The sequence below is a fragment of the Methylomonas sp. TEB genome (assembly GCF_047777895.1).
Taxonomy (GTDB): Bacteria; Pseudomonadota; Gammaproteobacteria; order Methylococcales; family Methylomonadaceae; genus Methylomonas.
On the sequence record NZ_CP180476.1, the window covers coordinates 1,719,212 to 1,733,089 of the forward strand.

Genomic DNA, 13,878 nt, shown 5'->3' on the forward strand with positions numbered 1-13,878 from the left:
TCGATATAGTTAACTCAATCCTGCCAGCCAAAGTCTAATACGCATACCCCATTCCGACGTATAGCCTACTGTCGTAAAGACAATCTCGCCGGCGGCGTTAATAAAAAATACAGCCGGCACGCCTCTAATCCCATAGCGTTGACCGAGATTGCCGTTGTTGTCGTTCACAATCGGCCAGTTCAGTTGTTTCTCGTTCAGATAGTTCTGTAATGTGCCGTCGTCACCGGAGCGCACCGCTACCGTTAATCCCGGATAATCCCGCATTATATTGCTGATGCTGCCCTGCATGCTTCGGCATATCCCGCACCATTCCGCCCAGAAATACAACACAGTCGGTCCTTTATTTATGCGTGGCATGGGGTTTTCGCCGGTCAGCGTGGTTTGCACTATGGGCGGCGGGGTGCCGCTGACCAAATCCTGATGGACTAAAAATTGCCCCGCAAAGATAAACAGTGCCGCAAATATATAAAATCCCAACTTTTTCAGCATTACAAGCCTTGCATCACGCTGGCGCCGTGTTGCTTTAGCCAGAGCCGGCGCCGCTTAAAGTCGGGTAGGTGTTCGCCAACCAATTGCCAAAACGCCGGAGAATGATTTTTGTGTTTGATGTGGCAAAGTTCGTGGACTACCACGTATTCCAAAACGGCGGCCGGAGCCAGCAGCAGTAGCCAATTCATATTGATGTCGTTTTGCGGACCGCAGCTGCCCCAGCGGCTTTTTTGGGTTTTGATGCGGATGCTGCGAGGAAACAGGGCAAAGCGCGGCGCGTGCAGATCGACCCATTGCTGGACATGCTGTTTAGCCTGGTTTTTCATCCAGCGGATCAAAGCTTGCTGGATCAGTGCGGAGTATTGTTCATCGACAATCCCAACCGGTAATTTCACCCAAAACATCTCGTCGTTAAGCAACTCGATGCGGACCGTTTTGGCTTTGCCGGTGGTGATTTTTAGCGGTAAGCGGCGGCCTTGGTAGGGTATGTGCGCGCCATCCCGATACTCGCTTGGTGCTAGCTTGGGGGCGGCGGTTTGCACTCTGCCGGCGACGCGCTTTAGTGCGGCTTCTATCCAGTCTTTTTGGGCATGCACAAAATCCTGAATGCGCCGTTCGGACACTTTGAGCGGGGCTACCACTTCTATTTTTCCGGCGGTGACCACGATGCGGGTGTTTTTGGCCCGGCTGCTGCGGCGCAGCTTGTAAGGTAAGGGGGCGGTTTGCTTGTTCAAAAAGGCGATTCCAGCATTCTTAATTTAAGCTCGGTCCACATACTTAAGCGGTCCGAACCGCCGACATGTTGCCCCGAGCCTTTGCTTTTGGCAAGCCATAAGCCGGTACCGTTGAAGCTGTACACGGGCTGCAAGTCGCTGCGCTGCGTAGCAGGGACTATGCTCGGCTTCAGATTATCCAGCACCAAGGGCACTGCGCGCGGCGAGTCGAAGTAGGTTAATACCATGTGCGCCTGATTCAGTGCCAAAGCCTTGACGTAGGTAATTCGCAATTTACTTTCATCGACGCCCATTTCCACCAAAGTAAAATATTTGGCGATGGAGTAATCTTCGCAATCGCCGGCGCCTTTAGCCAGAAACTCGGTAGGTGCCGCCCAGTAATCGGTTTTTTGCCACAGGATAATATCGTCAACAAACTCGACGTTACCGTTGAAAAAGTTATTCACCCGCTCCAATTTCTCCGCTTCAGGCCAGCTCTTGCCGTTCTCGATCAAACTTTGCCAGTCCACAAAACGTTGCTTGGCGGCCGCACCGTATTTTTTTTCCACTCTATCCAGCAGGCTCTGATCGATTAACAGGCCGGCTGCCAGCGCAATGCCGCAACACAGGCTGAAGGCGATAATAGCGATTTTGGCAGCGTTGAGTGCGCCCTTGTTAACGGCTGGCACCGACGATTCCTATCGCCTTTAAGCGGCGATAATCCTGATCCGATTGCACGTTTTCCGCCAAGATGGAAATATCCAGCAATGTGGAAATTTCTTGCATGGTTTGCACAAAAGCGTGTTTTTGCGAGGAACTGTCGATGCCGTTGCCGATGTCGCGGGCCAGGCGGATAAAGTCCGGTTTCAGGCGTTTGACCAATTCCGCCGACATGGATTGGGTTTCGAAGCGTTTGATCATCACCCGCGCGCCCCAATGATGCACGGTTTCGATGAAGGCCTGATAGGCGTCTATATCCTTGACGACGGCATAAGCCGACAAACTGAATACCAGCTTTTTGGCTTCCGCCGGATTTTGTTTGATTAGTTTTTCCAACCAGAGCCGGAAATCGCTGTTTTTGATAGTGCGGGTCGATACGTTGACGGCGATGGCGTGCTCGATGTGATTGTGTTGAATATGATCTAGCGCGATGCGTATCACACCTTTATCCAGATCGACGATTTTGGCGAATTTTTCGGCAATCGAGATGAATGGACCGATGGCCACCAGGCCGCCCTGTTTATCGTGTACCTGAATGAAAGCCTCTTCCATCAGCAGTTCGCCGCTACTGAATGCGGCGATCTGGCCAATATACCAAACCGAGTAACCGTCGTTATCGACGCAATCGAAGACCAAGTCCTTCCAGGTGGCAATATCACGCGCAAAATTATCGCCGGTGCGGATGAAATAACTGTTAGTGCCGATCAGATGCGCTTGTTCATAAGCTTCGTGGGCGGCTTCCAATAAAATTTCGGTGGTCAGCAGCGGATTGAAAGCAACCACGCCAATGTGGGCCAAATCGGTTTTTTGGTAACGTTCGCCTAATTCGGTTACTTCGTTGCTCAAGGTTTTCATCAACCCTTCCAATTGTTCCGAATTCCCAAGTTTCAGCACGAGTGCAAATTCGGCGCCGTAGAATCGATAAGCTTTGCCGGCTTGTGCTCCAGCCAGATCGGCGATTTTTCCCAGGATGGCGGCAAACGCTTGTAAGAATTGATCGATCACGTCGCTGTCGCGCTCTTTGACCAGATCGACCAAGCTATCGATTTTAATCAAAACTACAAAAGCATCGGCGTCTTCCAATGCCAAATTCTTCATGTCGGTTTCGAACACGGACTTTTTATACAGCCCGGTCAAGTCATCGCGTAACAGGCTGGCGCCCATTTGATCCAGCTTGCCATGCAACGCTGCTATCGTAGTTTTGATCTTATGCGACATGGTGTTCATCGATGCCGCCACGTTGCGCACTTCGCGGGTCCAGGGCAAGGCTTCTATGCTTTCGAAATGGCCGTCGCTGATCTGCTGAGCCAGTAAATCGATTCTACTTAGCGATGCCAGCGTGACGCGCAATAACAAGGCTAACAAGGCAATGGATAGTAAAAATGCCGCCAGGGAATAATAAAATCCGGATTTGGCTTGCTCATACAGTTTTAAATAGGCGTAGCCGGAGTTGACTGTCACGTAGATCACGCCGCTCATGTTCCAGCCAGAGCTGATTTCGCTTTCGGCGGTGGCCGATGTCATGGGCAGCAGTTCGGTAAACCAGTCCGGCACACCTTCTATGCGTTTGTCGCTGCTCAGGGCTACCAGCTCTTTGTTGTCGGCGTCGACCAGCCTGATTTCCTTGTAATAACCCATATCAAAAATGGCGCTCATCATGGTTTTAATCACCGGGTCGCGGTTATCAACCATGTAAGGGCTAAGCGATAGACCCAGCGAGGTGGCCGTATCTTGGGCATGGTTTTTTGATTCGCCTTCCAGATAGTCCTTGATGTTGTTGACGCTCAATGCGAAATTGACACTGAAGATCATCAAAAACAGCGCGGATATCAGGATTAACAATTGTTTGGATAATGACATTTGGCTCAGCTTCCCGTGGCTTCTTGATTGATCATATGCGTCGCGAGTTGTTGTAAGGCGGTACGGATGTTTTCACGCAGGCGTGGGTCAGTCTCAATTTCATCCAAGGCTTTGTTCATGCATAGCATCCATTGATCGCGCTCCGATTCGCCAATTTGAAACGGAAAGTGTCTGGCGCGCAGCATGGGATGGCCGAATTCTTCGATAAACAAATTGGGGCCGCCCAGCCAGCCGGAGAAGAACTTAAATAATTTGTCTTTGGCGCTTGCCAAGCTGGGGGCATGCATGGCCCGGATGCCCTGGGCTTCCGGCAGAATATCCATGTAAAAGTAGAATCTGTCGACCAGGCTGCGCAACGCATTCTCGCCGCCGATTAACTCGTAGGGGGTGGGGCTCATGTCCTATTTAACCTCGTATGTGCAATTTCTTTAGGTATACTAGCAGACGGTACCGACAATGCCTTGAAACTCCAGGGCCGTTGCGCGGTCATAGCATTACTTGTAACTTTGAGAGGATAACTGATCATGCGTTTAAATACTGCAACTGCTCGTTCGGAAGCCGGCATACTGGCGACCAATAAGGTTTTAAAGAATACTTATTTATTGCTATCGATGACTTTGCTGTTCAGCTCTGCTATGGCTGCGGTAGCCATGACGCTGGATTTGCCGCATCCGGGCTTGATTATCACCATGGTAGGCTATTTCGGCCTGCTGTTTTTAACCACCCGTTTCAGTAACAGTGCTTTGGGCTTGGTGTTTGTGTTTGCATTGACCGGTTTCATGGGGATGACCTTGGGGCCGATTTTAAACATGTATATACATGCGTTCAGCAACGGTCATGAACTGATTTTAACCGCACTGGGAGGTACCGGCGTGATTTTCCTTGGCTTGTCAGGCTATGCCTTGACCACCCGCAAGGATTTTAGTTTTATGGCCGGCTTCCTGATGGTGGGCGTTCTGGTAGCGTTCTTCGCGGGTTTGGCTGCGTTACTGTTCTCGGTACCCGCGCTGTCGTTGGCGGTTTCCGCGATGTTCGTATTGTTGATGTCCGGTATGATTTTGTATCAAACCAGTGAAATCATCCACGGCGGCGAAACCAACTACATTTTAGCTACCGTGTCATTGTACGTGTCCATCTACAACCTGTTCACCAGCTTACTGCAACTGTTGGGTGTATTCGGTGGTAACGACTGATAATTGGGTCAAATGTCTTATCACAGTGCGTGCTAGACAAAGCGGGCTGTTAGAGCAACGTTGATAAAGAAAATGCCCCGTCGGGAAACCGGCGGGGCATTTTTTTTTGAGTATGGGCATTAAAGCTGGGGGCGAGCGAAGGGCTGGTTTTCGCCTGTTACTTAACCCGTCCGCAAGGATATATACGGGCCGCTTTAATGTTGTTCGGGGCTATACCAAGCTTCAGCTGCCATTTTGTACATTTCTTGAAAAATGACTTTCAATAATTGAAAAGCTGAAATAGCTATCAGCGCCCCGATAGTGACTCCGGCCATAGCGACAAGTGCAATTTTCATAATGCCTCCTCATTTGATCGAATAAAGTGTGAACAGCGTCTAAAAAAATCCCGCTTCGGGCGCGATTTTCCTATGTTAAACAAGGATTTCAAGTGGTTTTTAAACGACATCTGTGGCGCGATTTTTCAATGTTACGTATCTTCAGAGACTTAACATTGGACCTTAATGTTGTTTGCTAAAAATTTTTTTTTCAGAGGCTATGACTCTAGCTGGCGGACGCTGATTTTTGAAAAACGTTTAAGCGGATATTATCGGATCGGACTTATACTCTGGTGCTGCGGTTAATAGACGCAAAAGGGACCTACTCATGCGGTATTTGACTTAAGCAAATAAGCTGGTTAACTACAAAAACGGGGGATAAAACGATGAAAGATAAACTATTGCCAAAAATTGACGAGAACCTGGTGTCCAAAATCGTGGACATTTTTTATGCCGACATGCTCGATGACTATCGTATCAACCGGTATTTTTACTCCAGGCCCATAGAAGAACAAACCAAACCGCTGAAGCAACTTGTTAATGCTTTGCTCAGCGCAGAGCCGGTCAAGCCTAAAAAACTTGCCGAGTTGGCTGATGATTATTTTGCGGCGGCTTTTGCCAGAGGGAACGCCAAGCCCAGTTTGGTCAATAATCGAGACTTTGCGTTTTTGGAGATGTTCGTTACAGGCGATCTGGTCGGTAGCGACGAGAAACCCCATCTGACCCTGCTATGTCCCGGACATTCCCATTTTTTAAGATTACAGCCCATTGACGATAACTACGATGTGGTGTTGGAACTGCTGCAAAACAGCCTCAATCAATTGCAAGTTCCGCAGGAAACAGCTGAGCAGATCATGGCATTCGCGGCTTCCGGCCGGGACGGTATTCTGGGCAGGGGCCAAGCTATTTATGATGATGGTGAAAAAACGACCGACTTCCGGACGCATGGCTAGTTTTATAGTTTACCCGGTCTTGTTTATTACGCTTATGCCGTTCAGGCTGTGCTCGTCGACGCCGGGGCTTGTGTGGCCTTCAATAGACTAAAGGCATTAAGGCGAACTGTAATTTGTAAGGATAGCGTGAATAGCGTTTAAAGCGGGCGCCTAAAAGCTCGTGATACCCTCATGCAGGAGGTTCTCAAAGCCGATCCGCGCAGAAAATCTTATTCGCAGCGTACCATTTATCTGATTGGCTACCCCTTTCCATGCGGCGGCGACGCTCCGCTGGAGATTCTTGCGAAAGAGGTCATATAAAACAGCTTGAGATTGCGTTTAAGCCGTTGTCAGCATTCAATCAGATTCACCGCCAAACCGCCGCGAGAGGTTTCCTTGTATTTGGTTTTCATATCGGCGCCGGTTTCGCGCATGGTTTTAATCACCTTGTCCAGCGATACAAAATGTTTGCCGTCGCCGCGCAGGGCAATGCGCGCCGCGTTGATAGCCTTAACCGACCCCATCGCGTTACGCTCGATGCAGGGCACCTGCACCAAACCGCCAACAGGATCGCAGGTTAAGCCCAAGTTATGCTCCATGCCAATTTCGGCGGCATTTTCCACCTGCTCGGGCGTGCCGCCCAATACTTCGGCCAGTGCGCCGGCAGCCATAGAGCAAGCGACCCCGACTTCGCCCTGACAGCCGACTTCGGCGCCGGATAGCGAGGCGTTTTCTTTATACAGAATCGCTATTGCGGCGGCTGTCAACAAGAAGCGAATCACCCCTTCTTCATTCGCACCATCGCAAAAGCGCCAGTAATAATGTAATACCGCCGGGATGATGCCGGCAGCGCCGTTGGTGGGTGCAGTTACGACCCGTCCGCCGGAAGCATTTTCCTCGCTGACGGCAAGTGCAAATAAGTTTACCCATTCCATGGTTCCCACCGGCATGCTGGGAGTTTGCCGAGGAATTTCGCCGCTCAACTGCCGGTAGAGATTGGCTGCTCTGCGCCTGACTTTCATGCCGCCCGGCATAACCCCTTCTTCGTGCAAGCCTCGTTCGACGCAGGCTTGCATCACCTGCCAAATGTTCAATAATTTCTGGCGGATTTCCTCTTCACCCAGCCAGGCTTTTTCATTGCTCAGCATCAAATCGCTGATTGATTTGTTATGTGTCGCGCACAGTTTTAGTATCGCTGCACCAGTTTTGAAAGGATAGGGTAGGCAGGTGTCGTCATTGCTCAGCCTGTCCGCAGCAGCCGCAGCGTCGGTCACGACAAATCCGCCGCCTACCGAATAGTAATCGCTTTGCAGCAGTTCGGAGCCGTTTGCGCCGAATACACTAAAGCGCATGCCGTTGGAGTGATAAGGAAGTACTTTACGTTGAAACAGTAAATCGGCTTTCTCGTTGAACGCTACCGGGTAACGCTGCAATAGCCTAACTGCTCCGGATTCGCGGATTGTGGCCAGGCGTTGTGGAATGATGGCGGGGTCAATCAAGTCAGGTGCTTCGCCTTCCAAGCCAAGCAATATCGCTTTGTCGGTGCCATGGCCTTTACCTGTTGCGCCAAGCGAACCGAATAATTCGATGCGCAGGCGCTGTACCTCATCAATAAAACCTCGCTGTTCCAGATTATTGACAAACGTCATTGCTGCCCGCATGGGCCCCACAGTATGAGAACTGGAAGGTCCGATACCGATTTTAAAAATATCGAAGACGCTGATAGCCATAATTGTCGCCTAAAATGTGCTGAGGAAAGGGTGTCTGGAATAAAGGAGCTATGCCCCCTTCAGTTGCGAAGCAATTAATGTGCCTCCGCTGCGAGATTATAAACAGCATCTCCAATCGAATGGGCAGGGGCATTCCAAGCTAGACTTGTCGGTAAAGGTTGCTTGCGAAAACAAATTGGCTGTCGGTTTTTCCGGCGCACTTTGCGTTCGAGTTGCGAATGTTTTTCTTTTGAACTAATCGGACCAGGCCGTGAAAATACTATTTTTAATGGGCGTTAGCATATCCGCATTTTTACCGGTTTGTCAGGCGTTGGCCGAGCCAATGAAATGTGTGGTCGATGGAAAAACCTTGTATACCGATGATCAGGCGCGGTGTGCTAAAGGAGACATCAAACTTATTAATGGCAGCGTAATAATTTCATCTTCTCCAACGAGCGTGCCGCGTGCCAATAATATTGCCAAGCCAGCGTTTGATGTGCCGTCCGGCCTTAATGGCATTCTTCAGCAATTTGGTATCACGGAAAAGGAGCTGGAGAATGGGTGGCAAACCGTGATGGAAGCCCATAAGCGCGGATCATGGAAGGCGCCTGAATTGCCGGAGGATGACAAATAGCTTGTTCTTCGACGCAGCTAAAAAGCGGCGCAGGTGTGTGAGGTACGCGCCAGGGCATAAAAAACCCCGCGAAGCCGATGACTTGCGGGGCTTGGGGATAGTGTGGGCCCGTTAAGAACGGGCTTAACTATTTATTTATAGGCTGTAGTACATATCCAGCTCAACAGGGTGAGTGCTCATACGCAGACGAGTCACATCTTCTTGTTTCAATGCGATGTAGCCATCGATTACGTCGTCGGTGAATACGCCGCCACGAGTCAAGAATTCGCGGTCCGCATCCAGAGCTGCCAAGGCTTCGTCCAAAGAGAACGCCACTTGTGGAATCGCTTTTTCTTCTTCTGGCGGCAAGTCGTACAAGTCTTTATCCATCGCTTCACCTGGGTGAATTTTGTTTTGGATACCGTCAAGACCGGCCATTAACATGGCAGAAAACGCCAAGTATGGGTTAGCAGTGGAGTCTGGGAAACGTACTTCGATACGGCGGCCTTTAGGGTTAGTGACGTAAGGAATACGGATAGACGCAGAGCGGTTACGTGCTGAGTAAGCCAGCATCACAGGCGCTTCAAAACCAGGAACCAGGCGTTTGTAGCTGTTGGTTGAAGGGTTGGTAATTGCGTTCAATGCCTTGGCGTGTTTGATGATGCCGCCAATGTAGTACAGCGCGGTTTCTGACAAACCGCCATACAGGTTGCCGGTGAACAGGTTGACGCCGCCTTTAGCCAAAGATTGGTGAACGTGCATGCCGCTGCCGTTGTCGCCAACCAGTGGTTTAGGCATGAAGGTTGCGGTTTTGCCGTAAGCGTGCGCGATGTTGGCAATCACGTATTTCAAGCCCAGTACTTCGTCGGCTTTTTTAACCAAAGTATTGAATTTAACACCGATTTCGCACTGACCGGCAGTTGCCACTTCGTGGTGGTGTACTTCAACGGTTTGGCCGATTTCTTCCAGAACCAGGCACATTGCAGAGCGCATGTCTTGGAATGAATCGACTGGCGGTACGGGGAAGTAACCACCTTTAACGCCTGGACGGTGACCGATGTTGCCGTTTTCGTAAACTTTTTCTGAGTTCCAGCCGGCTTCTTCTGAGTCGATTTGGTAGGAGCAGCCACCCATGCTGGTGTTCCAGCGGACGTCGTCAAAAATGAAGAATTCGTTTTCAGGACCGAAGAACGCGGTGTCGGCGATACCGGTAGATTGCAAATAGGCTTCAGCGCGTTTGGCGATAGAGCGTGGGTCACGAGCGTAACCTTGCATGTCTTTCGGTTCGATAATATCGCAACGCAAGATCAGGGTTTTGTCGTCGAAGAAAGGATCGATAACCGCGGTGCTGGGGTCCGGCATCAGAATCATGTCCGATTCGTTGATGTGTTTCCAGCCGGCGATGGACGAACCGTCAAACATGTTACCTTCTTCAAAGGTGTCTTCGTCGATGGTGTGCGCTGGGAAAGTAACGTGTTGTTCTTTACCGCGAGTGTCGCAGAAGCGGAAGTCGACAAATTTAACGTCGTTTTCTTGAATTAATTTCAGAACGTGATCAACAGACATTAGTGAGGGTCTCCGTAGGTTGTAGTTGTTTTGGTTGAGAAGCTTAAACGATTTAACAATATCATCAAACGTAGTAAAGAGCTATAACAAACAGAGCCTCCAAAGGGCTTTAAACGCAATGGAGGCGTACAGCTTTATAACGATGATTTACTTAGGCTACCAACTTAGAAAGTGATGACTACGTCCGCAGTAACCAAGAATTGGTTGTGGCGTGTACCGTTGTCGAACGCTTTAGCATTATCGGTAAAGTCGTAACGCAAGTTTGGACGCAAGTTCAACCATTTTGCCGGTTTGTAGCTCAAGCCGGCTGTAACGGCGTAATATCCGCTGGCTTCTTGAAACGGGACATAGTTAGCGCCGTAGTTGCTGCCACAAGCGAAGTTGTCGCCGACTGTGCCTGCCGCAGCATAGCAACGGCCAGGGCCGAGAACACGGATGCCGTTATGATCACGGAACCATTCTGCGCGCAGACCGGCTGAGACTTTGTCGTTGACGTCATAAATCAAATATTGGTTGATGCCATACCATTCGGCGTCTTCCCTGCCGTCTGGAAGTCCTGCAAGGCTTGCGTTCCCGGTCCAGATATTATTGGCAAAACCGTGATCGTGTTGAATGATGTAATGCAACTTGTCGGTGAAATTGTGCTTACCGACGATGCTGTACATGGCCCATGTGTCTTTGCTGTTTTCGGAGCGTTCGCCAGCCGTTGATGTAATAGCCAGAGATGTGCCGGCGTCGTCGCTTGTCCAGGTTACCCCGCCCAACCAAGCCCAGTTGCCCAGGTCTCTGTCCCAGTTGCCGTCCCAGCCGCCCGAGTTGCTTCCGGTAACTGCACCGCCCATTACTGTCCAATTCGGATTGAATGCGTAGGTTGCGAGTATGCCAGTATGGGTAAATGGTTCGCCATATTGCATAGTGTAGGGTTTGGTGATGAAGAAGTTATCGGGAGCGGTAACTACTTCGTAACCGATTGGAGTATAAAAGTGTCCGGCTTTGACTGCGATACCATTACCGAATGGGAGGTTAAACTCGGCGTATGCTTGTGGTAATGCCAAGCCGTAGAAGCGTTCCCCGTGTCCGCTCAAATTCAGATCCCAGTTGCCACGGTCACTGTCCGCTAGGGTGCCGGGGTCGAATCCGAATGAACCGTAAGCTTGTGTAAACGCGGCATCGGTACCGTACATCACATCGACGCGACCGCCGATGTCGAAAGAGTCGCCGTTCACATTGATAGCTTTTTGCAAATACAGATACAACTGGTTGAGTTGCAATTCACCGCTACGGTCGTTGAATGTCACTGGGCCGTTAAAACCGTCACCGTTGCTATTCATGTTGGCGCCGACACTACTGTTCAGCCAGCCGCCAACCTTCAGATTGTGATCGGTCATGAATTTAGATGTGTTCGGATCAATGCCAGCTGCACCCAGTAGTCCGGATGCTTCTGTCCAGCTGTCCGCGCTAGCGGAGGCACTGCAAATCACCATTAATCCGGCTAAGCAAGCGCGGCTGTGTGATTTTGTTAACGTTGTGTTGTTTCTCATGGTGGTTATCCCCTTGGTTCAGTGACTACTGAAGATTCTGTAGCAGTTTTTAGGCCATATTCGATTTATTAAAAATCAATAAGATAGGCGGCATATGTAGACTAGTTCATGATTCGCAATGGTGCAAATTCTTTTTGTTGCACCAAAGTAATGCAGTGTTGCTATGTTGCGACAACGCCCCGTTTATTCTTAAAGCAAACCACTGAAACTGGCAGATCAAGGCCTGTAGGGTGGTATTGAGTTGCAATGGTGCAATCCAAAAAGCGTTGCACTGATTTGGTGCGATTCTGTTGTTCTTTTAATGGATGTGTTTAATAAAGCTTTAAAAATCATGGGAATAAATAGTGGCATGCATCATGCTTTGCTTGTTTCGGGAATTTATTAACTCAAGCAAAGAGGTGTTGAACTATGAAACTGATAACAGCGGTGGTTAAGCCGTTTAAGCTAGACGACGTGCGTGAGGCGTTGTCGGATATCGGTGTATCTGGCGTGACGGTTACTGAAGTAAAAGGCTTTGGTCGGCAAAAGGGCCATACGGAACTGTATCGTGGTGCCGAATATGTGGTGGATTTTTTACCCAAAGCAAAAATCGAGGTAGCGGTTGCGGATGCTTTGCTTGAGCAAGCCGTCGAAGCGATTGTGAAAGTAGCCAATACCGGAAAGATCGGCGATGGCAAAATTTTTGTAACCGATCTGGAGCAGGTGGTTCGGATTAGAACCGGCGAATCCGGCGAAGAAGCTCTTTAATATGAAGATGGGGAAACCAACAATGAAATATTTAACAGGCATGGCGCTGTTCGCGCTGTTTGGACTCTCGGGCATGGCGTTTGCGGAAGAAGTGGCGGCACCGGCCGTACAAGCCACCGTTAACAAAGGCGATACCGCCTGGATGATAGTTGCCACCGTACTGGTTGCGTTAATGGTAATACCTGGCTTGGCCTTGTTCTACGGTGGTATGGTGCGTGCTAAAAACATGCTGTCTATCTTGATGCAGGTCTTTGTGATCTTTTCGTTGACGGCGATTATGTGGGCGACGTTCGGCTACAGCGTCGCGTTTACCGAGGGTAACGCTTTCTTCGGCGGTTTCAGCAAGGCATTTTTGAAGGGTATTACCCCGGATTCGATGGCGGCCACTTTCAGCAAAGGGGCTTATGTACCTGAATTTATTTATGTAGCGTTCCAGCTGACTTTCTCGGCCATCACGCCCGCGTTGATCATCGGCGCATTTGCCGAGCGGGTTAAATTTTCAGCGGTGCTGTTGTTTACCGTGATCTGGTTTAGTTTCTGCTACTTACCGATGGCGCATATGGTTTGGTACTGGGCAGGCCCTGATGCCTATACCGATGCGGCCGCTGCGGAAACTGCCGGTGCGACTGCGGGCTTTTTATTCCAAAAAGGCGCCTTGGATTTTGCCGGCGGCACGGTGGTACATATCAACGCAGGTATCGCCGGCTTGGTCGGTTGTTTAATGATAGGCAAGCGTATTGGTTATGGTAAAGAATTTATCGCGCCGCACAGCGTGACGATGAACATGATAGGCGCATCCTTGTTATGGATAGGCTGGTTTGGCTTTAATGCAGGTTCCAACCTGGAAGCCAACGGTCTGGCAGCATTGGTTTTCGTTAACACATTGTTGGCGGCGGCCGCGGCAACTCTGGCCTGGATGGGCGCGGAATGGGCTGTGCGTGGTAAACCCAGCATGTTGGGCGCTACGTCAGGTGCGGTGGCCGGGTTAGTTGCGATTACGCCTGCTTGCGGCTGGTCAGGCCCGATGGGAGCTATCGGTTTGGGCTTAGTAGTCGGTGCAGTATGCTTCTGGTCGGTAACCTTTTTGAAACACGCGATGAGTTACGACGATTCGCTGGATGCGTTTGGTGTGCACGGGGTGGGCGGTATTATCGGCGCCTTGGGTACTGCTGTGGTTGCCAGCCCTGATTTGGGTGGTACCGGCGTCTGGGATTACGTCACCAACGCAACCTTGCCTGACTACAGCGTGCTTACCCAGCTTGCCAGCCAAGCTTGGGGTGTAGGCATCGCCATCGTTTGGTCCGGCGTGGTGTCCTTCATTGCCTTCAAAATTGCCGATGTGGCTCTTGGTCTGCGGGTTAGCGAAGCGACCGAGCGCGAAGGTCTGGATGTCACCGAGCATGGCGAAACCGCTTATCACGTTTAGGGTTGAAAGCTGCGGTTAACGCGAAAAGAAACGGGTGGTCGGCGATGGCTGCCCG

14 protein-coding genes are annotated in these 13,878 nt (G+C 50.3%); 5 read left to right on the forward strand and 9 right to left on the reverse strand.

The features are described from left to right. Positions 1-9: 9 nt before the first annotated feature. Genes ACMXD4_RS07810 through ACMXD4_RS07830 form a run of 5 tightly spaced genes read right to left on the reverse strand, consistent with a single transcriptional unit; the run spans position 10 to position 4,180 of the window. Complete coding sequence (locus ACMXD4_RS07810) at positions 10-489, reverse strand: protein disulfide oxidoreductase (RefSeq protein WP_415880384.1); 480 nt, start codon at positions 487-489, stop codon at positions 10-12. Continuing rightward, positions 489-1,223 (reverse strand): M48 family metallopeptidase, encoded by a 735-nt coding sequence (locus ACMXD4_RS07815; protein WP_415880385.1) that lies wholly within the window; start codon positions 1,221-1,223, stop codon positions 489-491. The genes ACMXD4_RS07810 and ACMXD4_RS07815 overlap by 1 nt, the downstream gene beginning before the upstream one ends. After that, positions 1,220-1,891, reverse strand: coding sequence for a transglutaminase-like cysteine peptidase (locus ACMXD4_RS07820; RefSeq protein WP_415880386.1), 672 nt, complete (start codon positions 1,889-1,891; stop codon positions 1,220-1,222). Before ACMXD4_RS07820 ends, ACMXD4_RS07815 begins: the two co-directional genes overlap by 4 nt. Next, entirely contained in the window at positions 1,878-3,782 is a 1,905-nt protein-coding gene (locus ACMXD4_RS07825; RefSeq protein ID WP_415880387.1) for a LapD/MoxY N-terminal periplasmic domain-containing protein, read from the reverse strand. The genes ACMXD4_RS07820 and ACMXD4_RS07825 overlap by 14 nt, the downstream gene beginning before the upstream one ends. A gap of 5 nt (positions 3,783-3,787) precedes the next feature. Then, complete coding sequence (locus tag ACMXD4_RS07830; protein WP_033155379.1) at positions 3,788-4,180, reverse strand: group II truncated hemoglobin; 393 nt, start codon at positions 4,178-4,180, stop codon at positions 3,788-3,790. Between the two features lie 126 nt (positions 4,181-4,306). Between ACMXD4_RS07830 and ACMXD4_RS07835 the strand changes: the two genes are divergently transcribed. After that, entirely contained in the window at positions 4,307-4,975 is a 669-nt protein-coding gene (locus ACMXD4_RS07835) for a Bax inhibitor-1/YccA family protein (protein ID WP_415880388.1), read from the forward strand. A 194-nt stretch (positions 4,976-5,169) separates the two neighbouring features. Here the strand turns inward: ACMXD4_RS07835 and ACMXD4_RS07840 are convergent, their stop codons facing one another. Continuing rightward, entirely contained in the window at positions 5,170-5,310 is a 141-nt protein-coding gene (locus tag ACMXD4_RS07840) for a hypothetical protein (protein WP_155931185.1), read from the reverse strand. Between the two features lie 365 nt (positions 5,311-5,675). On the opposite strand from ACMXD4_RS07840, the gene ACMXD4_RS07845 reads away from it, so the two are divergent. After that, a complete protein-coding gene (locus ACMXD4_RS07845; protein WP_033155377.1) occupies positions 5,676-6,242 on the forward strand; it encodes a hypothetical protein in 567 nt (188 codons plus the stop codon). Between the two features lie 329 nt (positions 6,243-6,571). On the opposite strand, the gene ACMXD4_RS07850 is transcribed toward ACMXD4_RS07845, so the two are convergent. Further along, a complete protein-coding gene (locus ACMXD4_RS07850) occupies positions 6,572-7,951 on the reverse strand; it encodes an L-serine ammonia-lyase (protein WP_415880389.1) in 1,380 nt (459 codons plus the stop codon). A 250-nt stretch (positions 7,952-8,201) separates the two neighbouring features. Between ACMXD4_RS07850 and ACMXD4_RS07855 the strand changes: the two genes are divergently transcribed. Next, positions 8,202-8,564 carry a hypothetical protein gene (locus ACMXD4_RS07855; RefSeq protein ID WP_415880390.1) on the forward strand — a complete coding sequence of 121 codons (363 nt, stop codon included), beginning with the start codon at positions 8,202-8,204 and terminating at the stop codon, positions 8,562-8,564. Between the two features lie 135 nt (positions 8,565-8,699). On the opposite strand, the gene glnA is transcribed toward ACMXD4_RS07855, so the two are convergent. Then, a complete protein-coding gene (gene glnA / locus ACMXD4_RS07860; protein ID WP_020485489.1) occupies positions 8,700-10,109 on the reverse strand; it encodes a glutamate--ammonia ligase in 1,410 nt (469 codons plus the stop codon). 164 nt (positions 10,110-10,273) lie between these two features. Then, on the reverse strand, positions 10,274-11,650 hold the full coding sequence (locus ACMXD4_RS07865) for a porin (RefSeq protein WP_415880391.1): 1,377 nt from the start codon (positions 11,648-11,650) through the stop codon (positions 10,274-10,276). Positions 11,651-12,058: 408 nt separating this feature from the next. On the opposite strand from ACMXD4_RS07865, the gene ACMXD4_RS07870 reads away from it, so the two are divergent. Further along, positions 12,059-12,397 (forward strand): P-II family nitrogen regulator, encoded by a 339-nt coding sequence (locus tag ACMXD4_RS07870; protein ID WP_020485491.1) that lies wholly within the window; start codon positions 12,059-12,061, stop codon positions 12,395-12,397. A 22-nt stretch (positions 12,398-12,419) separates the two neighbouring features. Then, entirely contained in the window at positions 12,420-13,823 is a 1,404-nt protein-coding gene (locus ACMXD4_RS07875) for an ammonium transporter (RefSeq protein ID WP_101055169.1), read from the forward strand. Positions 13,824-13,878: the final 55 nt, after the last annotated feature.

Excerpts from the sequence above, each read along its gene's own strand:
- ACMXD4_RS07810 (WP_415880384.1), bottom strand. The coding sequence starts at position 489 with ATGCTGAAAAAGTTGGGATTTTATATATTTGCGGCACTGTTTATCTTT.
- ACMXD4_RS07825 (WP_415880387.1), bottom strand. The coding sequence starts at position 3,782 with ATGTCATTATCCAAACAATTGTTAATCCTGATATCCGCGCTGTTTTTG.
- ACMXD4_RS07830 (WP_033155379.1), bottom strand. The coding sequence starts at position 4,180 with ATGAGCCCCACCCCCTACGAGTTAATCGGCGGCGAGAATGCGTTGCGC.
- ACMXD4_RS07835 (WP_415880388.1), top strand. The coding sequence starts at position 4,307 with ATGCGTTTAAATACTGCAACTGCTCGTTCGGAAGCCGGCATACTGGCG.
- ACMXD4_RS07840 (WP_155931185.1), bottom strand. The coding sequence starts at position 5,310 with ATGAAAATTGCACTTGTCGCTATGGCCGGAGTCACTATCGGGGCGCTG.
- ACMXD4_RS07845 (WP_033155377.1), top strand. The coding sequence starts at position 5,676 with ATGAAAGATAAACTATTGCCAAAAATTGACGAGAACCTGGTGTCCAAA.
- ACMXD4_RS07850 (WP_415880389.1), bottom strand. The coding sequence starts at position 7,951 with ATGGCTATCAGCGTCTTCGATATTTTTAAAATCGGTATCGGACCTTCC.
- glnA (WP_020485489.1), bottom strand. The coding sequence starts at position 10,109 with ATGTCTGTTGATCACGTTCTGAAATTAATTCAAGAAAACGACGTTAAA.
- ACMXD4_RS07865 (WP_415880391.1), bottom strand. The coding sequence starts at position 11,650 with ATGAGAAACAACACAACGTTAACAAAATCACACAGCCGCGCTTGCTTA.
- ACMXD4_RS07870 (WP_020485491.1), top strand. The coding sequence starts at position 12,059 with ATGAAACTGATAACAGCGGTGGTTAAGCCGTTTAAGCTAGACGACGTG.
- ACMXD4_RS07875 (WP_101055169.1), top strand. The coding sequence starts at position 12,420 with ATGAAATATTTAACAGGCATGGCGCTGTTCGCGCTGTTTGGACTCTCG.